We start from the raw sequence: 25,812 nt of genomic DNA, 5'->3' as shown, positions 1-25,812 counted from the left end.
AAGTTGGCTTTTACCCACGATGGTTAAACTACAACGAACCTTCGCGCTTCATCAACTCTTCAATTTTAAGACCCACTTCAGAGTGCCCCCCGAAGACAGTTCCCACCTTGTTCTTTTTCACGTGCTCTTTCACGCTTTCATAGGCTTTTGCAGGAAGCGGAACATATTTAACCTGGGGCACGATCTCAAAGGAGTTGTTCAGATAGAAGTTAACGAATTCCTTGATCTCAGGCTTTGCCATGGATTTTTCACTGACATAGATAAAGATTGGACGAGACAGTGGGAAGTAGGTGCCATTTTCAACGGTTTCACGACCTGGAAGCACCGCTTCGTTTTTCTTAGGAGCCTTATCGCCCCCCACAATAGCAACGACCTTCAGCTTCGAGCGGTTTTCTTCGTAATAAGCCAAAGGAACATAGCCAAGTGCATAAAGATCGTTGGAAACCCCGGTCACCAGGGTGTTGTCATCTTCGCTGGCCGTATAGTCACCACGAGAGGACTTGGACTTCCCGACGATCGCTTCTGTGAAGTAGTCAAAAGTTCCAGAGTCTGAACCGGCGCCGTAAAGTTTAAGGTTTTGTTTCGGCCACGCTGGGTTGACGTCACTCCATTTGGTGATCTTTCCTTGGGCCGCTGGCTCCCACATCTTTTTCAACTCAGCCACGGTCATGGACTTGATCCAGGTGTTTTTAGGATTCACCACCACCGCTGTTGCATCGTAAGCAATCGGAAGCTCTAGGAACTTGATACCAGCCTTGCGGCAGGCTTCCATTTCGGAGGTTTGAATAGGACGGGAGGCATCTTGAATGTCGATCTCGCCACGGCAGAATTTTTTGAAACCACCACCCGTTCCGGAGATCCCCACGGTCACACGCACTTTCCCACGCTGAGCTGTTTGAAACTCTTCAGCCATTGCTTCTGTGATTGGGAACACCGTTGAAGAACCGTCGATCTTAATAACAGGAACCTGGGCAGAAGCCACGGACGCACCGATAACAAAGAACAAAGACGCAACCAAGTTGGTAAACATAGAAATCTCCTATGGATTTATAGGCCAAAGTCTAGCACCGTGTCGGAAGACTGTAATGTTAAGGTTTTATTATGATTTTAGCCGTTTCGCGTTACAAGAATCTTGGATTAGACTGAAACCTATTTATGAAAATAGCCGACCTTTTGAATGATAAGAACACCCTCCTTGAAAAGATCAATCAAACGATCCCCAACAGCGTTTACATATTCGATCTGAACGAGGTCAATATGGTGTGGTTCAATGACCGGGTGAAGGACCTCTATGGCTACACCCTGGCAGAGATCCGGGCTCAGGGCACAGAATACTACGCCCGGTCTATGCACCCGGATGATGTCCCGGTCCTGAATGCCGCCATCGAAAGATCCCGAACTCTGAAGGAGGGCGAGGTCATTTCCATCGAATATCGCTTCAAGGACAGCCAGGGCCAATACCACTGGATCAACGATCGCATCACCCCCTTTTCACGCGATGAACGGGGCCAGGTCAACAGCGTGCTGGGGATCGCCACGGATGTGAACGACCGCAAAACGTACGAAGAGAACCTGAAAAAGACCATCGAAAAACTGAACCTGTCCCTGTCTGCCGCCAACATGGGAACCTGGGAATGGGACATCGAACAAAACCACCTGCATTGGGACAGTAAAATGTATTCCATGCACGATGTTCCTGAAAATTCTGAATTAGATCCCATGACCGAGGTTTGGAAGCGCGGATTCCGTGAAGACATGGAAAACGTCAACCGCAAGGTTCACGAGGCTGTCGCCAATCACCAGGACTTCTATGTCACCTATCGCGTGACCTATGAAAACAAAGAGGTCCACCATATCGAATGCTATGGCAAATTCATGACCTCCTCGGGAACTCCGCGCATGTACGGTGTGGCCTGGGATTCCACTGAAGAAATTCAAACTGAAATGCAGATGGCTGAAGCCAAGGCCAAGATGATTTCCTCGACAAAAATGGCGGCCTTGGGTGAAATGTCCGGAGGCATTGCCCATGAGATCAACAATCCGCTGACGGTGATTCAGGCCCGCGCCTTCCAACTTCAGCAGATGGTCGATTCTGGGAAGATGGACCCGGTCAAAATCAAACAGGCCTCAGAAAGTATCAGTCGCACCGCCGACAAGATCGCCCGCATCATCAAGTCCCTGCGTTCGTTTGCCCGCGAAGGGACTTATGACCCCTTCGAAGTCGTGCCAGTCAAACAGATCATCGATGAAACTTTAGAATTCTGCCGCACACGTTTTTACAACCATGGTGTGGAAGTCGAGGTGCTTCCCATCGACCCTGATCTGGAAGTGGAATGCCGTCTGATTCAAATTGAACAGGTCTTACTGAACCTTTTGAATAATTCCTTCGATGCCATTGCCAATCTAAAAGACAAGTGGATCCGAATTCAGGTGGAGGAAACCGAGGATCATGTTGAAATCCTAGTGATTGATTCCGGCAACGGCATCCCCGACATCATCGCAGACCAAATCATGCTGCCTTTTTTCACCACGAAAGAAGTTGGCAAAGGGACAGGTCTGGGGTTGAGCATATCTGCGGGAATTATAAAAAGTCACAACGGCGACCTGCACCTGCAGCCCGATACTCCGAACACGACTTTTGTGATTAAACTGCCACGCTGGCAGGAGGAAGACTCGCTCGACTACTGACAGCGAGAACACACACCGAAGAAATCAAGCCGGTGCGCCACTTGTTTGTAGCCCATGGCCTCAACCATCTTGATGTGTTGATCCAGATCGCAGATGTGAAGTGGCTCAACCCGCTGACACTGGCGGCAGATGACGTGGTGATGATGATGACCTGATTCCAAGGTCAGCTCAAAGCGCGCCACCCCATCGCCGAATTCCAGGCGCGACACTAAATTGGCCTCTTCAAATTTTTTCAGAATGCGATAGATCGTCACCAGATCCATACCATCGGACTTGTCGTCAATTTTTTTGAAGATCTCATCGGCCGAAATCGGTTCAGGATGATGAAGCAGGATTTTCAGCAGCTGACTGCGCTGCTGGGTGAGCTTCATCCCCGCCTTACGAACCCGCTCATTGAGCGAGTCGATATCGATGTTCTTTCTTTCGTGGCCGCACTTCGTCATAACTCAAGGAAATACACCACTTTGCCCCCAAAATCCACAGATTTAGCGGCGACGGTCCTCCAGTGCATTTAAACCGTAATAGGTGTAACTGAGGGCTGAAATGATAGGCACAAAGAAGAAGGCCAGCGGGATATATGAGAGCAGTCCTAACAAAAGCCCCATGCCGTAAAGTCCGGCAGATTCCTCATTTTCAATACGTCTGCGCTCTTCTTTCGAAGCGTAGTCCTGGAGCACATCGTACAGAAATACTTTTTTATTAAGCCACGCTGTCAGAAGCACAGGCACCAGAATCTGGCATCCGGGCACAAACCACAACGGCAGCGTCATCACAAAGCCCACTGCAAATATCGCCGTCGCCTTCAGCGTGTTCCAAACACTGCCCACGACACTGCCACCCCGGCGCTTTTCGAGGTGTTTGTATTCACCATCACCCACCCACTTCAGCACAACAGGCATCACAAAAATAGAAACGATCAACACACTTAAAACATAGGCCAGCGGCAAAAAGACCAAAATCAGAAAAAGAACCGCCATCCAAAATGCCAGCTCGGTAAAACCGGTCACACTTTGAATCCATTGAAAGCCCCACAGATGCGAAATCAGATGCGCCAACCCTTCGGTCCACGTCGACCAAAATACCAAAAACAGGATCAACAGCCCCAGTACCGTCACCACCGGAGGCCCCATGATCAGTAAAAACATGCGAATTTTCAAAAGTGCCTCAAAGGACTGACGAAGAGCGCGAAAAATGTTGTTCATATTCAGATTTTTTCCCTTTCCGTCGTGTGTGGCAAGTGCTTCAATAGAGCCACTATGCAGAAAATCATTCATCTCTTCCGTCACGGGCTGACCGACTGGAATCATCAGCGCCGCTTGCAGGGACACACTGACATCCCCCTGAATTCCGAAGGCCAGAATCAAGCTCTGGCTCTGCAGGATTTCTTTCAGCACAACCCTGTGGATCTTTTCGTCAGCAGCGATCTGAGCCGCGCCCGCCAGACAGCCGAGATTGCCAACACACAGCTGGCGCACCCGTTGTTTATTTCGTCTCATTTCCGCGAAGTCTTTTTGGGGGACATTGAAGGCTGGACCCGTGAAGAGGTGGCCGAAAAGTTCGGAGCTCCCGCCTGGGAAAACTGGCTGGCCATTCAGAATCATGATGGCGATTTTCGTTTCCCTGGCGCCGAATCATCCAATCAAGCCATCCAACGCTTTGCTGCCGGCCTGACTGAACTGTGCAAACAAAAGGACTTCAAGGCCGCTGGCCTTTGCACTCACGGTCTGATCATGCGTCGGTTCCTTCATTCATTGCGACCGGATTTGATCGAGGCCCTGCCCACTCCGAACTGCGTGGTTTACACAGTGAAGTGGGACCCCTCGGCAGAAAAGTTTATTTTCTAATGCAGATCATAGCGAGTCAGATCCAGATAACCGAAATTGACTGGATCTGTCTGGCGCATATAGCGACCTAGATCGTCATAGACGCGCCAGAATTTATCATTGCCCCGACGAACACCATAACGTCGCACCAACCCCTGATAGTCCTTTGCATTCCTGATATTTCGGGTCTGCAGTACAAAGGCTGGAAGTTCGTTTTCCTTCACCTCAAAGATCATATTAGGATAAGAACCCCAGAATCCTTCACGGATGGTCAGGGTGTCATTCTCAGGATCCATGCGCAAAGATTCACCCAGAATCCACGAGATATTTTCGTGCTCTTTATTGTGAATGATCGAAAACACTTTCTGATTGCCTCCGACCCCGTTGACTTTTAAGAGAGCCAGATCCGGGAAGTATCGGGCAAACGGGCTTTCCTTGTGCGCCTTCACGGCCGCGATCTTTCGCAGCTCTACATCAATACCTTCCACCTTCCACAAAGGTTTCATGCTGTCGGGAACTTCCAGACTTTTCCAGTTCACAAAATCAAAAGGCCCACGAACTTTTTCGTTCATGTGGAAGAACAAAACTTTTTCCACAAACTGTTTCTTGGTTTTATTGTCCTCGTTAAATTTGACCCCGGTCGGTTCGGCGGAACCCACCGTCGGGAAGATGTAAGACATTTTCACCTGGGCCAACAACCCACGATACCATGCCCTGCGATAAGAAAGACGTTCCTCCGCAGGCAGGAAGGCCAGGAACAGCTCTTCCGCCTCCATACGAATCATGTCCATGTAAACACGGGTCAACAGTTGGTGGCTGATATTTCCGAACACGTCAAAATTGACAACCAGATTATACACCAAGCGTTCCATCAGTGGATAATCCATGACGAACACTGTTTTTGACAAATCCCCCACGGCCCCGGTTTTCACCACCGCATTGTCGTCGTGACGGAAAATCGTCAAAGCCGCGTTTGGATTGACACCATCCCCGTTCCAGATATCTTTCAGTGAATAACCATCAGGACGAAGCTTTTGCACCTCGGCCGTGCGAAGTTTGCGATAGGCTTCCCGGTGGTCCACCAGTGTCTTGTAAAACACTGCTGTTTCCTTCACGTCCACATCGCTGCCCCAGACTCCGGGAAGCATCAAAAGCTTTGCGGCTTTGTCTTCGTAGTCCTTGGAAAGAACCATGTTATCAGAGTTCGGATCCAGGAAGAAGGCATAGAACTGCTCTTGAATCGAATTCACGGCCATACTGCCATTGCACACCGGGCCCTTGATAAAGGTGCTGACATGATACTGAGAATCGTCCAGCAGGAACTGATAGCGGGCTTTAACCGGAATATCCTTAAAGGCGATAAACGGATTTTCAGCAACTCCGGGCTCATAACTTGGCAACGTCGTCACAGACCACTTTTCCTTCAGGAAAATCTCTTTGAAGCGCGCCATCTTCTTGGCGCTCAATTCATAGGGAATGTGGGTTTTCAGAACCAAACTGCCGGGGAACTTACGCAGGCAGTACCAGAACTTACCGTCCCCTGGCGAATCATTAGGTCGGCGTGTGGCGATTTCATCAATACCCTTGGAACAACGAGTGCGAGAACGAACCAGCCGGAAGAACTCATCGTTCTTTTCCGGGAAATAGAGATGCGCCAGGAACAGATGTTCATACAGATAGCGGCTGACCAGACGCTGACGGTCGTTTTCTTCATTTAAGAAGGATTCCCAGTCCGCAACCACCCGACGAACCTGGGGCGAAGGCTTTTCCTGCTGTTCCAAGCTATTTTTGTCCGGGCCTGGAGTCCCATGTTCAACCCACGTTTTCAAAGTCTTCAGCTCTTCATGACTTAATGCCGGTAAGCCATAGGGCATTCCAAGTTCTGGGGTGTTTTTGGCAATAGCCGGGAAATCATTCATGGATTGAGCGCAGACCTGAGAATCCGCGACCTGCTTTTTAATAGCTTTTCCCGGCGCCGCATTCCGCAACTGAATCATTTGGAAAAACAGATTCTGTTCAGGGTCTTTGCTGGTGCTGACGTCATAAAAGCCGCGTTCCTTCCACTGGCTGCCATGGGCATCAATCCAAAGACGTGAGGGGGTGACACTTTTAAGTCGTGTGCCATCATAGACATTGAGTTTATTGGCCCCTCGCTGGAAGCCCTCATAATTTTGCAGGTTTAATTGGCAGGGAGCATTAAAACAGCTATGGCAAGCCAGACAGCGATTGTCAAAAATCGGCTGGATTTTACGGCTATAAAAGTCCTCTGTTATAACCTGGGACGATTCCGCCCCCGCAGTGAGAGAAATCACTGAAATAAAACAAAAGACAACGACTTTAATAAATTGCATATTCCGGGACTCCCTGTGTATTCTGCAACTATAAGGCCCTTTCTGGGCCAAAGGAAAGACAAAGTAGAGGTCGTTTATGCAAAAAATTCCGTTCCAAGTCGTGCAAAATTCCATCGATAAAATCTGCAGCATCACGGAAGAAAGTGACCTCGAAAAAGCATCTGAGCATTTGTTTGAAGTACAGCCGGACCTTGGGGGCTTCTTTATGGAGTTCATCGAGGATATGAGCGAAGGCGCCCAGGACCTGGGCTTCATGATGGCTCTGATCCTGAATCGTTCCTTTGAAGAACAGTATCAGTCTCTTCGCGCCATGACCGAAGACGAAGTGGTTCAAAAGTTCGAGAAAAACGAAGCTGAATTTGAAAAGTATCTGCAGATCAACGATGACATGATCGCAGACCTTCAGGAAAAAGCTGCTGCCGGTGGTCAACCGGAGATCTTGAACTACATCATTGAAGAACTGTTCATGTCCCCGGAGCTGGAGCCATCACTGGACGCCAACGAACAGGTTCACTTGTTCATCATCTGTAAGTTCTTCGTGGATTGCCTGAACGATCTGGCAAACGAAAGCACGCCGGAAATGATCCGCCACTAAAAAAACAAAAGGCGTCTCACAAGAGACGCCTTTTTTATTTAGATTCTTGCAGACACCTGCGAGCTCTTCACCGGAACCGTCATTCCCATCATGCCACGACAGTGCTCCGCGCACTTGACACAAATATCAGCACACTTCGCCACGATGTGATCTTCTGGGAACTTCCCACACTCGGCAGCGGCTCTAATGCAGGCCTCGTAACAAAGCTCTGCCCCCTGACTTGCAAAGTCGACCTCTGCAATCTGCATACGTGCGTGCAAATCACAGGTGTCAGCGCAAAGCTGTAAAAGCAGTGCCAGATCGGTCTGGGCAAACTTTATCCCCTGCTCCTGCACATGATTTAAGGTTTCTAGGCAACAGCGATACGTGGTGAAACAAAAATTAATGCTTTTTGCCGTATCACTATCCTGCAACGGATTCATTCTCATGGAGGCCCCCTATGATCGTGGTGATTTCTTCTGTGACGAACTCTTCTGTGACTCGCGACTTTCAGATTCCTCTTCGCGGTGATCCGCAGAGTGATCCATCTGTTTATTTCGACTGCGCTGATGCTGGGCCTTTAAATCCCCATCAAAGCGCTTGCTTGTTTGACTGAAACCTTTGTTTTTATGATGACCAGACATTTCCAGCCTCCTTTGTTCAAAAGTTCACAAACTCAGAATATCAAAGCTTGCTCACGCAGGCTCTGCACAACAGAGAAATCCTCTCTGGATCTGATAAAAATCAGCAACTCGAACTCAAGGCCCCTGTGACCTGACAAGACAAAATCAGACATGTCCCCGTTTCCTTCGGACAACCTCAAAGTTGTCCGGCATTCTTACGTGGACGAACATTATTCGTTGAAACTTTTCCGGCGGTGACACATTCAAAGATCATCAAACAAACCATAAAAGGAGAAAACCATATGAAAAATGTATTTGCTTTGATCAGCCTGATGTTCTTGTCTAGTGCCTCTTTCGCACACACCGCAGAGACTTCCTGGGAAGTTTTAATGCAGGATAGAACACTCAAAGTCGACGCACCCGTTGTCTTTATGGGCCACGCCGTTGATTACACCTTCGTATGTATTGACGGGAGTATGCTGAGAACCAAAAAACCGGTTGCGCAAAGAGAAACCATCTACATTGGCAAGAACCGCTCCAAAGAAGTTATTACTGGTTATAAATACCTTTACACACCGATCAACTACACTCGCACCATTTCTGAGTGCACTTACATCGGCAAAAACCGTGAAGTCTGCAAGGACAAAGTTGTTTCCGGCACATACCCGACTACTGTGAATGTGAAGGTTTCCAAACTGGTCAGCCCTCGCAATGACACTTACAAGTTCCTGTTCAACAAGTCTTTGACGGTTCCGTCTTGCTTCTAAAAAATTTGAAAAATCCCGGGGCTTGCGGCGCAGGCCTCGGGTATTTTCTTCCTTACAGTCCTGAAACTTGCCAATGCTGCCCGGGCGTCATACCTCGTCTGAAATACCAAAACAAAGGCATATCATGTCAGCTGCGTCCACACTTCAAGATCAGGTCAGTCAGGATATTGGATTGTTCCTTCGGCGCCACAAAGACCCGCGCAAAGGTTTGTCCTTGCTCGCAGCCAGATCCCAGATCCACACCAAGACCCTCAGACGGCTGATAGACAAAGAACACAATCCTGGCTATCAAACGCTTTACAAGCTTTACGCTTGCCTGATTGGGACTCCGGATTTTGATCAGATTCTGCAGACGGCCCCCAAGCTGGTGCAGGAAAAACTAAAGCGCACAGATCCACAAATCAAATCGTCTCCGCTTTTTAAGTACACCGTCAGCACTGAGCAAGAATTACTGAAAGATCCCTGTTTTTCAGAGCTCTATGTTCTGGCTGAAACCCGCCCCTTTGATCACGCCTATGTGCGCAGCCGTTTCGGCGAGTACGGCGTGCAGGTTCTTCACAAAATGCTTCAGATGAATGTCGTAAGGCTTTTAGAAAACGGCCGCTACGGCCTGGGAATGAATCGATCCACCTTTTCTGCACAGACGATCAAAACTGTGGGGCTGCGCCTGACGGAACGCTATAGCAAACCCTCGCGTACCGATGAAAACCATGCCAATTATATGAACCTTTTCTTTGAGTCGATTTCAGAGAACACTTATCGCAGATGGCTTGAGATCGACAACCAGGCATTCAAAGAAAAAATCCGTCTGCTGGAAGATCCCGCCTCGCGCGGACCGATCCCCGCATTTATGTTTAATATTATCGACACCCTTCAGGAGTCCTGAAAAATGAAACTGGTTGTATGCGGCCTTGTTCTTTTAATAACCCTGTCGTCCCTGCCTTCCTTCGCTCGAGGAGGCGGCAGCGCCGGTGGCAATGGGGATTCTTCCCCACGCAAGGCTCCCCGTTTTAAATGGGGGTGAGAGGCTAGCAACTCAGATCTTCGATTTGAGCAAGTAATTCTGACCTTTGTTTTTCGAAGATTCGATCCTCGGCCTTGATTGCCGGGACGCTTAAATCTTTTAAAAACTACCAAGCGCCTCAAGTCTTTTCATCCAGTCTCTTTGAGTGAGGCCTCTTGTGTGGGACAACTTTGTAAGAGGATGCGCTAATTCACTTATCTTATTGATAATTTCTTTTGATTTTTTTGAGTTAAAAATATCCCAGTAAATATCTTTTTTCCCATTAAAAACTAGGGCCGCATCTGGATCTTCTTGCTTGCCCAAATAAGCTGCGATCTCTAAGTAGTCAAAATCTCTTTCCTGAAGCAATTCTTTGATTTCTTCGGCCTCGGCATCACTAATATTCAGTAATGGCCGCATACGATTTAAAAACTCCACTCGATCGGCAAGCTCCCATACGGTGCGCTGTGTTGTTTCAAGTTCAAAGTTCATTGATAAAATCTCCCTAAAATTTTTACTAATGGAGGCTTCCAAGGATGGACTGCTCTGATCTCATCATTGATTCCATAGGTCTGCAAGACGTTGTACTGCAGTCTTTCAAAACTGACAAATCAACTCTAACATGTGAATTATGGGTGCAGCAAAAAAAAGATACTTGTGTTTGTGAGAGCTGTGGATTTTCTTTAAAAAATGTCAAAGACTACAGAATACGCAAACTAAAAGCTCCCCCTCTGGGGGCTTATAAAGAAGTGATAGTTCACTATCGTAGATTACGCGCTGTTTGCGACATGTGTTCAGGGCAACTTCGAATGTCTCCTATGAAGGGAGTTCACCCTCAATTCTCAAACATGACTTTGGCTATGGCTGAGGTTGCTGGTCTTCTCATGGAAGAGCTTACCTGCGAAGCTACAAGTCGCTATTTCCGCACGAATTCCAAAACCATGTGGGATCTGGATCAGTGGAGAATGAGGCACATGAAGAAATTCTACAAACTCCCTGATGATCTCAACGTCAGTCACATGAGTGCCGACGAAGTACACTTTAGAACTATAGTAAATACTCAAAGGAATAGCCCCTTTTCTGAGCGCTGGACCACTCAATATATAACCAGCCTTGTCTGCTCTAAGCTCTCAAAAGTCATTGCAACAGCTGGCGGACGAGATGCTATGGCTCTAGCAAATTGCCTCAAGACTTTATCTAAGAAAACTCGGGACCAAATTATATATTTTGCCTTAGATATGAATGCTGGATATTTCAGAGCTGTTTCCAAGCTATGTCCTAATGCAGAGATTGCTGTGGATAGATTTCATTTAGTTCAGAACCTTAATGAAACATTTAATACTCTCCGCAAAGACGAGTTTAGACTGGCAAAAAAAAGAAATGACAGCTTTCAAGCCGGGATGCTCGAAGGGGGGCGCAGATTTATCCTCATGGAACGCAATCCCAACTTGTCCATCGAAGAACAAAACCTTCTTGGGAAATTAAAAATGCTCAATACAAACATCAATGCGGGAATGTTGATCGTTGATTATTTCCATAAAGTTCTGGATGAAAAAACACTTCCAAACTTCCGAAAATCTCTGGCGCAATGGTACTACTTGGTTCGAGAATCAGGTATCAAAGTGTTCAAACAATTTGCTCAGAAGATTCGAAAATACAGGCTTAATATTCAGGCATATATTAAATCTAACCTGACCACTGCCATCTCAGAGGGCATCAATAATAAAATCAAAGTTCTAAAGAGAATGGGGTATGGATACAGCAACCAAGAATCTTTTGAACTCAAAATATTGCAACGCTGTGGGCTTCTTAACTCGTCTCATATTGATACGACTGGATGGCATTGGCATATCCCCCACCCCCAGTAAAAACGGAGAGGCCTGGTCTCTACCCGACCCTTTTAGGCTCCCTGTCTACAATCTGGACACTGAAAGTATGTTACTTTTCAGTTTAGCCATCGGCACGCTTTGCATGTTTAGGCTGATCGGATAAGTGTCATTGCTTGAAATAAAAAAGGAGTCTCCATGAAAACGATCTTTGCAACCCTGGCGCTGCTCAGTGCCTCCGTCAGTTTTGCCTCTCAGAGCGAAACTTCGCAAAGAGCCACGGAAGTTTTGCTCAATCAGGCGGCCACGACGTCGGTAAAAGTTCAGGGTGACTCTGGGAGTGTGGAAAAGAAGCTTTCTACGGTCCTAGCCGAAGCCCTGATTTCCAGTGATGGCTCGGCGTCTCTGACATCCACTTACTGCACAGGCAACAGCTATGACGGCACCGATGAATGCACTCTTTCCATCACCAGCAAAAATGCCGATGGGAAAATTCAGGTAATCAAAGTGTCTTTTGAAACATTCAGAGATAAAAAAGGACTGCCGGACGCTTTGGTGACGGCTCCTTACGTGTTTGTTTCCAAATAATCCACGCATCTTGACAGGGCCTCTAAAAGACTCATCTTTGTTGCCGGAGGTCCTCTATGCAATCCACCCCATCCTTGGCGGAAACCACCACGTTTTCTGTGGTTCGCCGTACCTGGCTTAGCCGCCGCCCCCGCTTTCGCGCCAGTCTGATTGCCGCTTGGTCCGTCTTTATTCTTATCGTCACGGCTGTGGCTTACTGGAAGGATATTGGTGGGGTCTCGTCTTTGATGGCTGCATCGAACGAAGGGGTCTTGCAAAAGCATGAATACTGGCGCCTTTGGTCGGCGCTTTTTGCTCACGCGGACCTAGGACATTTAGCCTCGAACGCTTTGGGAATCTTCGTTCTGGGATATCTGCTGACAGGTTACTTTAGTTTGTGGTTATTCCCCATCGCCGCTTTAGCTGTGGGAGGCCTTGCGAATCTGCTGACATTGCTCAGCTATGAGCCACAAACCCGCCTGATTGGAATCTCCGGCGTGGTGTACTGGATGGGTGGCGCCTGGTTGGTGCTCTACCTGCTATTGGACCAGCAGCGCAGCCTGACCCAAAGGATTCTGCGGGTGATGGGCGTGGCTCTGGGGATCTTTATGCCCGCCTCGGCCTTTGATCCGACTATCAGTTACCTGTGCCATTTTTATGGATTTATTCTGGGATTACTTAGTGGCGGAATTTATTACGCCGTTAACCGGAAGACGTTCCTGAAAGCTCTTATTATTGAGCAGGTTGTTGAGGAATCCCCCTCCGAAGACAATCCCCCCGAAGCGGTTCCCCCATCGTTTTAGGGCAAAAAAAAGAGGCTCCCCGACAAGGGAGCCTCTTTGAGTATCTAAGCTATAAAAGCCCGACAATTACCAGTTGAAGCTGGATTCGTCGTAACCCCAGTTAGCAAGAGCTTTTTTGTACATGCCCTTCATGAACTTTTGAGCCTGGTGAGGTTTCAAACCCAAAGCCGCAGCAGATCTGTTTGTTAGATCTTGCATACCTGCTTTGTCACCCAGGGAAAGATCTTTAGCAGCAGCCAAAGCGTCAGAGAACTGAACACCGAAGACAGCTTTGAAAGTCTTGTCCATGTCTTTTTCAGAAGTAGTGCCACGCTCTGCAGCCGCTACCGCCCAAGAGTTCAACGCAGAAGCAACTGCAACTGCTTTGTCTTGCTTGAAGCCGTATTCTTTCATCAAACGATCAGAAGCCATTTTAACAAGCTCTTTGTTTGCATCAGAGTTCAAAGCAGCAAAGTTTGTGTCTGAAGCAGAAGAAGCAGTTTTATCGTTGATCGCTTGACCGTAGTTAGCTTCACCGGAGTTTGCATTGTACAATACGCCGTTTTTACCCAACCAGTAAGTTCCGTTGGAGATATCTTCCCAGTAGAAACCCGTTGTGCCGACACCGATAGTTGTACCACCGATATAACCAGCAAATTCACTTACGTTAGCATAGTACTGGAAACGACCCAAATCGTCGTACACAGCTGCCTGACCGTTGGAATCGAATTTTACATACCAAAGATCGTCAGAACCGTAGCCACCTCTGTTGTAGTGTGGGTCGTCAGTAACTTTGATACGCTGACCGTTGGACTTCAAGAAAGTACAACCAGGAGAAGCCTCCTGAGTCTGGCACACATCACCGTACACAGTTTCGTATGGGTAGTAGATCACTTGGCCGCCGCCGCCACCACCGCCGCCACCGCCACCGCAGGCAGCAAAGCCAGTAACAACAACTGTCGCTAGAATTCCACGCAAAACATTTTTCATGATGGTTTCCCCCTTATAGGTTTTTTAAATTGCGATCCTTAAAAATCGTCTTTTGTTTAATATGTCAAGTTAACCCGTAGCAATTTATCGCCACAATAGTAGTCGAACGAGTGTGCTCCCTTGGCTCCATCGAACACCGGCGTTTCCAAAGGACGACAGCCTGTTCCTGACTTCAATCTCAAGCGAGCTGGTGACACCAGTTCAACCGCAGATCCATCCCTTGCAAAAACCGGTACCAACATTCTGACACCACGGCTGAGGCCTGAGCCCTCCGTTGTAAATAGTGCAGGGATCTTCGTTGTCGCATCGCGCGCATCCCGCAAAGTCAGCGGATAGTACGAATTAGACATAAATAGGTCAGGGAAGAACGTGTAACGCTCATAACTGCGGCTGATCACGCGTTGCGTATTCAGGTCATGATACTGAATTTCAGAGTTTGTCAGAACGAACGCACCCTTGCGCTGAAGCCCTGAATAAACCGCACGAACCCACAAAGCGGAGTCAAATTGGGACCGCTCGGCCTTCAACTGCTGATCCAACAGTTCCCAATTTTTATTATCGAACACCGACAAACGCTGCTGACGATCCAGGCCTTCACTGAACCAGAAGCTGCCAGCAAACTCATCTTTCTGATAGTCCAAAGAGTGAACTTTATCGACACGCGTATCTAAAATGTTTCTGTACGTGTTCTGGTTGGCGAAAAGATCCAGCTCCATAAAGTTTTCAACCCGCCCGTCAATAATTTCAGCGATGGCGAAGTTATACAGGTAAGAAGGTTTGGCCTCGGTGCCCTGGTTCTTCGCTAAAAGAACAGGAACACGGCCTGCCACCACCTGATCACGACGTGGCTCGATCACATCAATGATCTTGTAGCCATTGTGCTCTTCCAGAGCTTTTAGCTCGTTCTTTTCATTGATATAATAGAAACGCGTCTGCGATCTTTCGATATTATCCGGATTTTCCCAGCGATCTTTCAGGCTGCGCTTCTTGGCTGGGTCTTTACCCGCGCCCACCCACGCCGGACGTTTGGTGCCGCCCACTTTTTGCCAGTACATCGCAAACGGAATCTGCGCCACTTCGCTGGAGTATTTGAAACTATCAAGAAGCTTCATGGACTTATCAAAGAAGAAGAAGCTCATAGGCGAAGGCCCCGGCTCGGTCGCTTCGCTGCGATCTTCAAACACGCCCAAAGCGTATTCACTTTGTCCGTCATTATTCAGATCCAGACGAACCAGAATCTGGGCACGCAATTTTTCTTCAGCTTCCATACGGATTTTTGTGCCACCCACAACATTGTAGGTATCAGAGCCGTTGTTCGCGGCCACCCACAGTTGCCAGTTTTTCTCATCTCCAGCTTGCACGAAGTAATGTCGCTCTTCAGGATGGTTATCCAGATTCTCATCGATCGGCAGGAAGGAGGTGCGGGTTCTTGGCATTCCCGACAGCTTGAAGGCGTTTACATCCGTACCCACGGCGTCTGAATTGATCGGAACAATGATTTCGCTTTCCAGAACATAGCGACGGGCTTCCTGACCAGAAACACTTACGTCCACGGTCAAATCCAGCTCACTGGGAATACGGGACTTGGATGGATCGCTGTGATCCACAATACTCATCATCACCACAAACTTACGCACTTCCCCCTGCTTCCAGACACCAGGGTAAGGTGCAGACTCTTTCACGGCCGTGATCCACGGACGAGCGGCATCAGCATGAGGCTTCAGGAATTGGGCATTCATCTTCACTTTGCCGATTTCCACGTCCTGCCATTTATTGACGAAGGACACCTCGTAGCTCAGGTCTTTGCTTTTACGATCCCACAGGATTTCGGTTTTTTCCTTATCCGCAGGAATGATCAGCGGCTGGGCTGGCACTTTCAGGGAACGTTCTACGTCCATATTACCGGCAACAGCAAATTTGCGATAAATTTCCCTTTCCGGGCTTAACGTTTGTCCATTCTGATGAGACCCGCCTTCCATCAAAGAAAGGTTGTTTTTCACAGGACGGGACCCAAGGACCAAACGAGCGTATACATCTTGAGCCGGAACTCCGCGCGCTAAAAGTTCAGCCACAGCGGCCGCAACGTAAGGCGAAGCCTGAGATGTTCCAGAAAGGAATTCGTAACCCAACGTCGAACGGAAACGCACCGGACGTTTGCTTTCAGGATAGGTGCTCAAGATGTTCACACCCGGCGCCACGATATCCACGCCGGAGCCGAAGTTAGAGAAATGCGCAAACGCGCCGTCCGGACCGGAGGCGCCCACGCAAATCACGTTGGGATAGGCACAAGGGCGCAACAGCGCACGAGTGGAGTCATTTCCCGCCGCCGCGACAATGATCACACCACGGGCTTGGGCTTCAACAATGACTTTTCTCATAAAGTCAGAGTCTGCGGCTTGCGGCCAGCCCATAGAGAAGTTAATCACCTGCGCACCGGAGCGCATCGCATAGATCACACCACGAGCGACCATGTCGCCAAGACTTTCCTTGATGTGAGTGCGACCCTCTTCCAGTGGAGAGTCATAAATCGATAGCGGCTTCATAGGTTCGCTCGGTTGCACACCGATCACCTGCACCGGCAAAATCGAGACGTTTTCGCTTAAACCGCGCACACCGATATTGTTATCCACTTCCGCCGCCACGATACCCGCCACGTGCGTTCCGTGACCTTGGTCGTCGCCAAAGTCAGGACGGCCCATGATGCCTGCGGCATTCACGCCCCCCAGTAAACTCCAGCCCTGACAGTCCAGCGGATAACCGTTCTTGTCCTGATCCACTTCCGGATTATTCAAATCCATCCATTTCTTTTCACAAGTCACGCGATCAGAATCCTTCACGCAGGCTTCAAACTTCGCCAAAGCCCGGCATTCTGATTCATTGCGATGAATGACATTTTTCAAGTCCGGGTGAGTCTTTTGAATACCGGTATCCAGTACCGCCACGATCACCTTTTTAGATGCCTTGACGGGAACTGGCAGACGCACATCCTCCTGAGGACGCGCCGGGATCTTATATGTGTGCAAGGGATCCAAATCGATCATCTGTGGAACACCCTGATTGTTCAGGCCCCACTGCATCGAAGAAAATGGATCGGCCGCCTGCACCTGCTGAGCCACACTGAAAGAGATTAAGGCCAGAATCACGTGTCTCATCGGAAGCTCCCCAGCGTCTTGTCCAACTCGATTGGAGAAATACGGGTCTTCGTCGCAAACATCTGGATCAGACCGTTGGCATATTCGATATGCTGCTTCGGATCCCCTAATGTGTTGGAGAAGTATTCAATGTCCCCGTCCTCATCACCCATACGGAAACCGTTGATGCGAACGAAGTAGATGTAATTTTCTTTACCCAGGAACTTCAGCAACTGTGGCAATGGAATTTGTTCTTCCAGGATGTAAATCACATTGGTCATCCACTGCGTCTGGGCTTTTTTATCCTTTGGATAAGCCGCTGACAGCTTCATCAGACGTTCCAGCCAAGGCAGCATGCAGTCAAAGTAACTGCCATTCACCCAGGTGCCGGTGTAATTCATGGACTTTTCTTTTTTGTGACGATCTTGTTCTGCCTGACATTCGTCGATGAATTTGCGTTCCCCGGCTTTGAAGTCGCCATTCCCAAGGACTGTCAGCATGTCCTTGTAAATTTCTTTATCATGAGGACGAGCCTCACGGCCCAGCTTTTCACTGATCTTCTGGAAGAAGCGACCGATGAACTTGGCTTTCGGCACGCTCTTACCGTCCTGATCCGGTGCCAGTACCAGATCCCGAATCTTGTCCAGACCCGCAGGAAGAATAGAAAGATTCGCTGTGATACGATAGAAGTCCACGGCCGTCACATTGGCAAAGGCTTCAGGCTCAATCAGGCGATAAGACGCCACAGGTGAATTCTTCAGTTCACCCTGAACTTCATCAATAAGTTTCAGGAACTTCTTGCGGTTTAAATGCCAGCCACCCCAGACGTGTTGAACCACGCCCACAGAAGGGTACTGCTTTCCGGTGGTGGTCAGGTCCGCTTCGGTGTTGACGGTTCTCCAGTAGGCTTTGCCAAAGGGGGTGTTCGCCGGATTCGGATCATCACTGCGCGCCAGATCCACGCGGCCTTTAGGCGCCCACTTGTTGAGCAAACCTTCCACCCAGTCAAAGGCAAAGCCCAAAAGATCGCGCCCCTTCAATTCCCCGCGCTTATTGGAGAACAAGGTCACCTCTTCGTCTTTTGGATTCAACTCCGGCGCTTCTTCGCTGCGGGGGTAGCGGATTTTCAACAAATGATCTTCGTTGAAGGAATTCACACGCATCGCGAAGAACTTGGATCGCACCTCGCGCGTTTTTAGATTGTGATCGATTTCAAACTTACGATGCTGGAATTTTGCGTACAACAATTCCGGATCATTGCTCTTGAACAGAGCACGCAAAGCCGGCTTCAGGTTGTCACGAGTTCTTTTGAAGTCCTGCACGAACTTCGCATCCGAATTTTCAGAATCAATGTATTCAGCGTACTCGGGATTGTAATCAATCACGAAGGCATCCGTATTCAGATCCGCCCATGTAGTGTTGGAACGAACACGCAGAATATTAATGAAATAGTTTACGTCCAGAGTCATTCCCAAAGCCTTGCTGGTCTGAGAACGCACATAAACCTGCACACCTTCTTTGGTGCGCATGAAGCTTGTCTGGCGCAGGATCGCACGGTTGGCGTCCACCCCGACGGCCACGGTATTGAGGAAATTCAACGGGGAAATCCCCATCAGAACATCCAAAGAAGACGAGGTCTGAGCATAAGCAGACAACGCCACGGAATCCGTGATGGTGAAGACTTCACCTTCACGCAGATCGGCCAGGAAGGCATCCAACGGCTGACGAGTCGGCGCATCGGGAGTCGCACCTTTAATAGGGTCTTTTTCATCCAGGACACTGGAAAGTTTCGTCATGAATCGCGGGATCAACATGTCCTTCCAGGAAACCTTGGTGCCTTCCTGAATGGACGTCAAAGGACGCACGTGGGTATAGTCACGCATCACCATGATGTTGGCGCCTGCCATTGGTGTGACTTTAGGAACCCCATCCAGAGTCATAAAGTAACCCAAACGACCGGCAACACTGACGTTATCCACCAATTGAATTGGCGCGGAACTTCCGAAGTAAGTCCCTGTTGTCACGTGCCGAGTGGCTCCGAAGTTGAAACCACCCACCGGACCGCCCCAAGCTTCGACCTTTTGATATAAAGGCTCGTAAGGGCGCTGACGGATGTGTTCGATCACTCGTTGGGTCATTTCGTCACGGCGGCTTTGATACAAATCACCGACAGACAAAAGATCCAGCTTTTCATTGATATGATTTAGAACCGTGCTGATCGCCGCGGATTTGGCGCGGATACCCATGTAACGTTCCAAATCCCCATCCTGGAATGGCGATTGACGATCCCCGTGGGCAAAACGCTGCGGATAGCCCGGAACGAACTCCTGAGTCACCTTCCCGTCTTTAACCAGACCAGAGTGTGATGTGATATTCAGATCCGGCTTCGGCCAGCCGGAAACATTCTTAAGATTAAACAGCTCCAAGGCATTGTGAGCACGGTGAATCAGTTTTGCCAGTATCAGGTCTTCAAGTTCCTGCGGATAAGCCCCGGCACGCACGATCTCGACAAAGTCATTGTATCGTAGTTCCGACAGACGACGCACCAACCAGCGCACATCCTCATAACTTGCGGCAGAGAAGGATTCCGCCGACGGGTGATTGATGATCACGTGACCGGAAAGAACAGCCCCGAATTTCGCCGAGAAACGATTCACACTTTCTGGCAAGTCCACCAAAGCAAATGGCAGAATCAACGCACGATAGGCGCGATAGCGGGAATAACGCTGCACCGCTGGCAATTGATTAGGATTGTTTGGATCTGGAGCATAACCCCATTGGATATCAAAGTACTCTGCCACGGCTGGCTCCAGCATCGCGTCGGCAAAGACCACAGAATGGTTTTGGGTGTTGTCTTCTGTCACCCAGCCACGACTGTCAAAGTCAGAAATCATGGATTCCTGGGCATTTTTCAGGAAGGATTTCTTTTCTTCCTCAGACTTAAAGAATACACGCAGGTTGCGGTAATACTTTGGAGACGGAACATAGTAGCCGAGTTTTCTGAGCAGGGCTGCACGCATCAAAGTTGTGTGGGTCAGACGGCTTAAGCTTAAACGATAGAACAGGTTTGGGTTTTCATTGGACTGAACACGAGACATGTAGGTGAAAGGCAAGGCTGCTTCTTCAGACAGGAACTGCACTCCTCTTGCAGAGGTCGGATAGCTGCCCGGCACGTCTTCAACGCCCGGATAGACACGGTTTTGCCACATCTTGTTTTCAGCGGGATTCAGAACGCTCAGGTCCTGCCCCTGATTCGCCAAAGCTGCAGCCTGACCGACATCCAAAGCGGCACCCGTCTGACTGATAAGGTCCATGGCGGGCTTCTTTACCGAGTTCAACGGCAATGAAACGCTCTCGGCACTGGCGATCGAAAGAGCCATCAGGCATAACGCACAGACTATGACTATTCTGAGGGACATGGCGTATCCTTTTTTGTGGTGTCAAAGAGACCTTAAAAAGATCCCCGTCACCGGTTGAGCAAATACCGCGCCAGAAAACGGCAGCCGTTTTGAAACAATTACCCGTTCAATTGGACCTGAGCGACAAAGACCGCAGGGGGGCTGCGGTCTTTGTGAAGCATTTATAGCCTCGCTCAGTTTTTTATCACTAATCGACCCACACCAGCTTCGTGGTCATGCGCTTGAAGGTCGCGCTGTCCACCCAGTAGGAACCCGTGTCTTTGTCACAGATAACCCCTGGCTTATAGTTGCAGCTTGTGCCCCAGGAGTTGCGCACCAGGTAGTGACACTTGTTATTGATCACTTTGCGCCCGACAACAGAGGACGCATGCCAGCCGCCGAAGATACCACCAACTGCGGTGATGTGTTTGGCGTTGTATTCAAAACCCACCACCTTGTTCGCATTCAGCTGTCGATTGAGCTTCGCGATCAAAGTTTGTTCTGGGTCGTAGTTGTCAGAGGGGTGCTTGTCAGAAGAGTTGCTCTGTTTGCTGGTGTCCCCGCCCGTGCGGACTTTAAGATTGCCTGGCACCTTCACCTTGGCAGCACCACAACCCGCATCCATCAACTTAAACAACACATCCTCGAGGCGAGAATCCTTGGTGTTGATCACATAGCGTTTTACATCGATTACACTGAGCTTACCGAAGAAGTAATCAAACAGATAGTCCACGCGCTTTTGGCACATCTCATCGTTGCAGTCGTTTTCACGAACTTTCTCCATGTAGCGAACCAGATCACCCGTGCCTGCCATCGACACATATCGAGGGACCAATTCAAACGTGAAGTTTCCGTTCTGAGGCAGCGCCTGCGTGCTGCACGCATAGCCATTTTTTTTGATATCCTTTAAAGCTCCGGCGATGAAGCCGCCTTCTGCAACCGCCGTATCCCCATTCAGAATACTGCGAAAGAAGCGGCCCGCGCCGGTGATACGGCTTGTATAGTTTGATGACGTGTAAATGGCAGACAGTGGAGTCCCCATCTTCTGGCTCAGAATATCATTGGCAGCATAGCCATAGCACCACCCGATATTTCCCTGATCCGAAGGAGTCATGAAATACTTCTTCATCTGCGGGGCCATGTACTCACGCACATCTTTCGGAGAACAGGCCGCCAGATCTTCCGCGTCTGTCGATGTGGCATAACCTTTTTCCGGCATAAAAACCAATGCCGAGGCAAAGGTGAGCAAAAACAGGAGGGCTGCTTTTATAAGTCTCATTCGACGTCCTTTCTATTATGACGTCGAAAGCTAGAGCAATTCACAATCCAGCGTGTAGGGGTGTTTAAATCCTGCTCAGCTGTCAAAGACCTGAACAGGTGACCTTAAATGGTAACCCTTTAAAACGAAAAACGGAGACCTGAGGCCTCCGTTTTTTGGTCTGTTCTTACTGATGATCCCTGAGGCTTAGAAGTTAATCCCCAAGCCCACGGTGCCATAGAACGTGTTGAGTTCCGCCTTTTGATTCAAAGACGAATCTTTAAAGCCGTAGCGTTTCATACCGAAGCCCGCCTCTCCGAAGTAGCGCTCTGACCACAGAACCTTACCATGGAAATTCAGGGACATGGGCGCATTCAGGGTCACCTTTGAGTCCATGGAGCTCATATAGTAAATGAACTCCATATCCACCCATTTAGGATAACGCATGAATGGCAACAGATTAAAGAAGTCATCAAACACCTTCGGCATGGAGCGCGCCCAGAAGGCCCCCACTCCCAACATCGGTGCTTTCAACTTATCAAACGTCACGTTCTGATAGGACAACATACCCCCAACGGACTCATCACGTCCCCAAAGACCTGGAGTCGCGCGGTATTTTAAATCCAACGTCATCACACTGAGCGGAGCCGTATTCCCGGCCGTATCCACTTTCAGTTGATTAAAGGACTGGAAGTACTTGGCACTGACACCCCAGCGCTGACGGGACAGCCAGTAATTGGTCCAACCAAACAGATCCTCGAACCATTGATTGTAGGCCACTTCCCCCATGATGATAAATTCACTCTTGGCCTGAACACCCGTGAAGCGTCCGGACACCTCACGCGGATAGCCCTTGTAGATTTCATAGTAGGACTTGTACGTCTTGCCATCCATTTCCACAGTCAGATAAGAACGGTTGATCTGACCTCGTTCTGTCGCCCGGAAGTTCCATACAAAGGAGGCCGGATCCTGCGGGTTTTCCTGGGCAGAATTCTGCTCACTGGCGATCTGCGCGACGGGTTGCTTGCGGCCTTCCAGCTTGATTCCATCAATATAGGTTCCCGTGGGTGCCCGCTTGCTCAAATAAACGCGAGACTGCGCCCGAGGGATTTCAGACAGTTCAAATCTTTGCTTGAACACGCCCCCGCCCTGACCTGGCAGATAAATTTTTGGATCGTCTTTTTTAATAGCCGCCGCCCAGAATTTACGAGGATCCCCGATCGTCGCCTCAAACCCCAAAAGCTTGGTCAATGAACTGTACTGGTCCGGATTCAGAATCACAGAGCGGCCGAGCGGTCTTGTATCATACCCGACGATACGCAAGACCCCGGGCTTTTTGGTGTCAGAGATATCCATCAGCTCCAGTTTGTTCGGCAACGTCACGAACTCATAAGACTCACCCGTTCCCAGTTCTGCGAAGAACGAACTGGGCATGTCCGCCGCCACGGGCACAGAGTTCTTCAGTGCCGCCTCTTCGTTATTCACCAGCACACGCGGAGTCACCGCATCAGAGCGAACCTTCCCCATGATCACATTCTTACCGGAGGATTTTGTTCCATAACGTTGAGAGCACATTTTCGTGGAGTTACGGCCATCTGTTTGAGTGACACAGAAACGGAATGATTCTTTCTGACCCCAGAATGGAGCTTTCGCGCTTTCCACATCAACAATCGCAAACTGAGATCCAAAGATTCCAGATCGCGCCACGTCTTTGGCGGCAACCCCTTTTTCAACCAGAGCTTTTCTCCAGGCATCCAGCTGCTTCTGCCATTTTGTGCGATCTTCCTGCGTGAAGGAGTAGCTCCACAAAACAGTTCCCGTGCGGGAAATCATCTCCAGGGTGCCGTGGCTCATCAATTTTTCGGGCCATGCCATCACCAAAGTCACTTTACCCGCTTCACTTCCGCTGAGCACCTGAGACAGTTGTGAATGCGTCTTACCCAGTGGCAGTAAGGCAAAGAAGAAGTTTTTTTCATTGAACTGCAGATTTCCCAACTTCAGGATCTTTCCACCCGTCAGGTCGTACTCCAACTCCAGCGGAGGCAAAATCACACCATTGTCTATCTGATCGAAGTAAAGAGGCTTATTAAAATCCCGGGTCGCCGCTGTTTTTAGCAAGGAGCGTTGAGGGGCTGGCACTTCTTCCGTGGAGTCCCCACTTTCAGAGGCTTCCACCGCCGGCGTGGTTGGAGCACTTGGTTGAGGTGTTTCCTCAGACGTCTGTGCGTGTACAAAGGACGCAAATGCCAATAAAACGATCAAAACCAGATGCTGCGCACTATTCACGGTTGTACCTCTCTGCTGAGCTTTAATTTTATTGAATACGAGGTTTTGTAACAAGCTAAAACATTGGACTGTCTGGCTTTTTCAGACTATTAAATCCTCTTTGCAATATGAAGGAGCCCTATGTCTGCCGCTCGTACGATCTACCACATGAGAGTCACAGAGATCATCGACCACACCCCTACAGTGCGGGAATTGGTCCTCAAAACTGAGACTCCCAATGAATTCAACTTCAAAGCCGGCCAATTCGTGATGCTTCACGTCCCTCAAGGGGAAGCAAAACCAGCGCTGCGTGCATATTCCATCGCTTCTGACGACCGCACTAAAGACGGCTTCCGTCTTCTGTTCAAGTTCGTTGAAAACGGACTTGCCTCGACTTTTGTTTGGCAACTCAAAGGCGGAGAACTCCTAAACTTCACCGGCCCGTTCGGAAAAGTCTTCTTCCAGGAGCCTCCGACAGAGCAAATTGTTTTCCTGAACACGGGCACAGGGCTATCCCAACACATCTGCTACCTGCTTTCAAAAAAAGAGCAGTATCCAAACCTGCGCTACCGCATGCTGTTTGGCGTGCGCACAGAGAAGGACATGTACTATCAAAAAGAAATGGCGGCTCTGGAAAAAGAACTGCCTGATTTCAAATTTGAATTTGTTCTGAGCCGTCCCCAGGACGACTGGAAGGGCAAAAAAGGTTACGTGCAGAACTTTATCTCTGAATTTGATTACAAGAACATCCCCACCACGTTCTACCTTTGCGGTAACGGCGGCATGATCAAGGAAGTGAAACATCAGCTTCTGGAAATTGATGGTTTTGATAAAACCAAAATCTGGGCAGAGGCCTTTGACTAAAAACCGTGCGGCCTTAGAACTGATCTTTGCCGGAGTCCTTTGGGGCTTCGGCTTCGTCGCCACAGTGTGGGCGCTGGAGGCCTTCACTCCTGTTGAGACTCTTTTCCTGCGCTTTGTTATTGCCGGGATTGTCGGAGAACTTCTTTACCTGATTGCCAAAGGCCCCAACTTTGTCAGCCTGCGCGAGGAGCTGACCCGCGCCCTGCCCGCTGGACTGCTGTTGGGCGGAATGCTTCTTTTGCAGACCATAGGTTTAAAATACACCACCGCCACCAAGAGCGGTTTTCTAACTGCCCTGTATGTTATTTTAGTGCCTCTGTTTAATGCCTGGTTCTTTAAAACCGCCAGTTCCTGGCGTCAGTACGCTTTGACCTTCTTGGCATTAGTGGGCACTTTCATCCTGGTGGGCGGAAAGATCGACAACATCAACACCGGGGATCTGTGGACTTTGGCGTGTGCGGTGTTTGCGACATTTCATATCATCTATATCGGGCGCATATCCCACCGCGTGGGCAATGCCTTTCGCTTTAATAACTTCCAGTCCCTGTGGTGCCTGTTGGCGCTGACGCCGTTGTTGTTGTCACAGGAACAAATGTTTGTAGGCACACCAACAGCCAAACCTTGGCTGGGAGTTTTGTGCCTGGGACTGGGCTCCAGCATCATTGCTTTTTATTTGCAAATTCGAACTCAGAAAATTCTGTCCGACTCTACCGCCAGCATGATCTTCCTGCTGGAATCCCCGTTTGCGGCGATGTTTGGTTTTTTGATCCTGAACGAACGCCTGTCACCACTGCAGATCTCGGGCGCCGTTCTGATCATGGCCGCCTCTGTCCTGCAAATTCTGTGGGACCCGTCCAAGAAAGAAACCTAGGAGCGAGGACAGGCCCCGACAACGCAGTCAG

22 protein-coding genes are annotated in these 25,812 nt (G+C 49.2%); 10 read left to right on the top strand and 12 right to left on the bottom strand.

Annotated elements, in window-relative coordinates; translation table 11 throughout:
- Positions 1-28: 28 nt before the first annotated feature.
- Complete coding sequence (locus ACZ5ZV_RS07365; protein WP_464120778.1) at positions 29-1,030, bottom strand: PstS family phosphate ABC transporter substrate-binding protein; 1,002 nt, start codon at positions 1,028-1,030, stop codon at positions 29-31.
- A gap of 125 nt (positions 1,031-1,155) precedes the next feature.
- On the opposite strand from ACZ5ZV_RS07365, the gene ACZ5ZV_RS07360 reads away from it, so the two are divergent.
- The gene (locus ACZ5ZV_RS07360; RefSeq protein ID WP_464120777.1) at positions 1,156-2,688 is read left to right on the top strand and encodes a sensor histidine kinase; all 1,533 of its coding nucleotides are present in this window, start codon (positions 1,156-1,158) and stop codon (positions 2,686-2,688) included.
- Here the strand turns inward: ACZ5ZV_RS07360 and ACZ5ZV_RS07355 are convergent.
- Together ACZ5ZV_RS07355 and ACZ5ZV_RS07350 are read right to left on the bottom strand one after the other, a co-directional pair.
- Positions 2,682-3,131, bottom strand: coding sequence for a Fur family transcriptional regulator (locus ACZ5ZV_RS07355; protein WP_347359090.1), 450 nt, complete (start codon positions 3,129-3,131; stop codon positions 2,682-2,684). The two genes, ACZ5ZV_RS07360 and ACZ5ZV_RS07355, sit on opposite strands and share 7 nt — an antisense overlap.
- Before the next feature lie 42 nt (positions 3,132-3,173).
- The gene (locus ACZ5ZV_RS07350; RefSeq protein WP_464120776.1) at positions 3,174-3,890 is read right to left on the bottom strand and encodes an EI24 domain-containing protein; all 717 of its coding nucleotides are present in this window, start codon (positions 3,888-3,890) and stop codon (positions 3,174-3,176) included.
- 54 nt (positions 3,891-3,944) lie between these two features.
- On the opposite strand from ACZ5ZV_RS07350, the gene ACZ5ZV_RS07345 reads away from it, so the two are divergent.
- Positions 3,945-4,532: a histidine phosphatase family protein gene (locus tag ACZ5ZV_RS07345; protein ID WP_464120775.1), complete on the top strand. Its 588-nt coding sequence runs from the start codon at positions 3,945-3,947 to the stop codon at positions 4,530-4,532.
- Here the strand turns inward: ACZ5ZV_RS07345 and ACZ5ZV_RS07340 are convergent.
- Positions 4,529-6,862, bottom strand: coding sequence for a fatty acid cis/trans isomerase (locus tag ACZ5ZV_RS07340; RefSeq protein WP_464120774.1), 2,334 nt, complete (start codon positions 6,860-6,862; stop codon positions 4,529-4,531). The genes ACZ5ZV_RS07345 and ACZ5ZV_RS07340 overlap by 4 nt on opposite strands.
- A 76-nt stretch (positions 6,863-6,938) precedes the next feature.
- Between ACZ5ZV_RS07340 and ACZ5ZV_RS07335 the strand changes: the two genes are divergently transcribed.
- Positions 6,939-7,457 (top strand): hypothetical protein, encoded by a 519-nt coding sequence (locus ACZ5ZV_RS07335; protein WP_464120773.1) that lies wholly within the window; start codon positions 6,939-6,941, stop codon positions 7,455-7,457.
- A gap of 38 nt (positions 7,458-7,495) precedes the next feature.
- On the opposite strand, the gene ACZ5ZV_RS07330 is transcribed toward ACZ5ZV_RS07335, so the two are convergent.
- Together ACZ5ZV_RS07330 and ACZ5ZV_RS07325 are read right to left on the bottom strand one after the other, a co-directional pair.
- Positions 7,496-7,885, bottom strand: coding sequence for a four-helix bundle copper-binding protein (locus tag ACZ5ZV_RS07330; protein ID WP_464120772.1), 390 nt, complete (start codon positions 7,883-7,885; stop codon positions 7,496-7,498).
- Between the two features lie 9 nt (positions 7,886-7,894).
- A complete protein-coding gene (locus tag ACZ5ZV_RS07325) occupies positions 7,895-8,080 on the bottom strand; it encodes a hypothetical protein (protein ID WP_464120771.1) in 186 nt (61 codons plus the stop codon).
- 281 nt (positions 8,081-8,361) lie between these two features.
- On the opposite strand from ACZ5ZV_RS07325, the gene ACZ5ZV_RS07320 reads away from it, so the two are divergent.
- Both ACZ5ZV_RS07320 and ACZ5ZV_RS07315 read left to right on the top strand, forming a co-directional pair.
- Positions 8,362-8,826, top strand: coding sequence for a hypothetical protein (locus ACZ5ZV_RS07320; protein WP_464120770.1), 465 nt, complete (start codon positions 8,362-8,364; stop codon positions 8,824-8,826).
- Positions 8,827-8,950: 124 nt separating this feature from the next.
- Complete coding sequence (locus tag ACZ5ZV_RS07315; protein WP_464120769.1) at positions 8,951-9,712, top strand: hypothetical protein; 762 nt, start codon at positions 8,951-8,953, stop codon at positions 9,710-9,712.
- A gap of 237 nt (positions 9,713-9,949) precedes the next feature.
- Here ACZ5ZV_RS07315 and ACZ5ZV_RS07310 read toward each other — a convergent pair whose 3' ends face one another.
- Entirely contained in the window at positions 9,950-10,321 is a 372-nt protein-coding gene (locus ACZ5ZV_RS07310) for a hypothetical protein (protein ID WP_464117095.1), read from the bottom strand.
- A gap of 44 nt (positions 10,322-10,365) precedes the next feature.
- Here ACZ5ZV_RS07310 and ACZ5ZV_RS07305 point away from each other — a divergent pair, with 44 nt between their 5' ends.
- From ACZ5ZV_RS07305 to ACZ5ZV_RS07295, 3 genes are all read left to right on the top strand, one after another.
- Complete coding sequence (locus ACZ5ZV_RS07305; protein WP_464117094.1) at positions 10,366-11,697, top strand: ISL3 family transposase; 1,332 nt, start codon at positions 10,366-10,368, stop codon at positions 11,695-11,697.
- Between the two features lie 156 nt (positions 11,698-11,853).
- The gene (locus ACZ5ZV_RS07300; protein ID WP_464120768.1) at positions 11,854-12,243 is read left to right on the top strand and encodes a hypothetical protein; all 390 of its coding nucleotides are present in this window, start codon (positions 11,854-11,856) and stop codon (positions 12,241-12,243) included.
- 56 nt (positions 12,244-12,299) lie between these two features.
- Positions 12,300-13,025: a rhomboid family intramembrane serine protease gene (locus ACZ5ZV_RS07295; RefSeq protein ID WP_464120767.1), complete on the top strand. Its 726-nt coding sequence runs from the start codon at positions 12,300-12,302 to the stop codon at positions 13,023-13,025.
- Between the two features lie 66 nt (positions 13,026-13,091).
- Here ACZ5ZV_RS07295 and ACZ5ZV_RS07290 read toward each other — a convergent pair whose 3' ends face one another.
- The 5 genes from ACZ5ZV_RS07290 to ACZ5ZV_RS07270 form a co-directional block, all read right to left on the bottom strand.
- A complete protein-coding gene (locus ACZ5ZV_RS07290) occupies positions 13,092-13,994 on the bottom strand; it encodes a hypothetical protein (protein ID WP_464120766.1) in 903 nt (300 codons plus the stop codon).
- A 56-nt stretch (positions 13,995-14,050) separates the two neighbouring features.
- A complete protein-coding gene (locus tag ACZ5ZV_RS07285; protein ID WP_464120765.1) occupies positions 14,051-17,146 on the bottom strand; it encodes a S8 family serine peptidase in 3,096 nt (1,031 codons plus the stop codon).
- The gene (locus ACZ5ZV_RS07280; protein ID WP_464120764.1) at positions 17,143-20,544 is read right to left on the bottom strand and encodes a hypothetical protein; all 3,402 of its coding nucleotides are present in this window, start codon (positions 20,542-20,544) and stop codon (positions 17,143-17,145) included. The genes ACZ5ZV_RS07285 and ACZ5ZV_RS07280 overlap by 4 nt, the downstream gene beginning before the upstream one ends.
- 187 nt (positions 20,545-20,731) lie before the next feature.
- Entirely contained in the window at positions 20,732-21,802 is a 1,071-nt protein-coding gene (locus tag ACZ5ZV_RS07275) for a hypothetical protein (protein WP_464120763.1), read from the bottom strand.
- 186 nt (positions 21,803-21,988) lie between these two features.
- Positions 21,989-24,067 carry a hypothetical protein gene (locus ACZ5ZV_RS07270; protein WP_464120762.1) on the bottom strand — a complete coding sequence of 693 codons (2,079 nt, stop codon included), beginning with the start codon at positions 24,065-24,067 and terminating at the stop codon, positions 21,989-21,991.
- A 120-nt stretch (positions 24,068-24,187) separates the two neighbouring features.
- On the opposite strand from ACZ5ZV_RS07270, the gene ACZ5ZV_RS07265 reads away from it, so the two are divergent.
- Entirely contained in the window at positions 24,188-24,910 is a 723-nt protein-coding gene (locus ACZ5ZV_RS07265; RefSeq protein ID WP_464120761.1) for an FAD-binding oxidoreductase, read from the top strand.
- Positions 24,903-25,781 carry a DMT family transporter gene (locus ACZ5ZV_RS07260; RefSeq protein ID WP_464120760.1) on the top strand — a complete coding sequence of 293 codons (879 nt, stop codon included), beginning with the start codon at positions 24,903-24,905 and terminating at the stop codon, positions 25,779-25,781. Before ACZ5ZV_RS07265 ends, ACZ5ZV_RS07260 begins: the two co-directional genes overlap by 8 nt.
- Positions 25,782-25,812 lie beyond the last annotated feature (31 nt).

This window comes from Bdellovibrio sp. HAGR004 (genome assembly GCF_055397015.1).
This window is presented reverse-complemented; position numbering and strand designations above follow the sequence as displayed.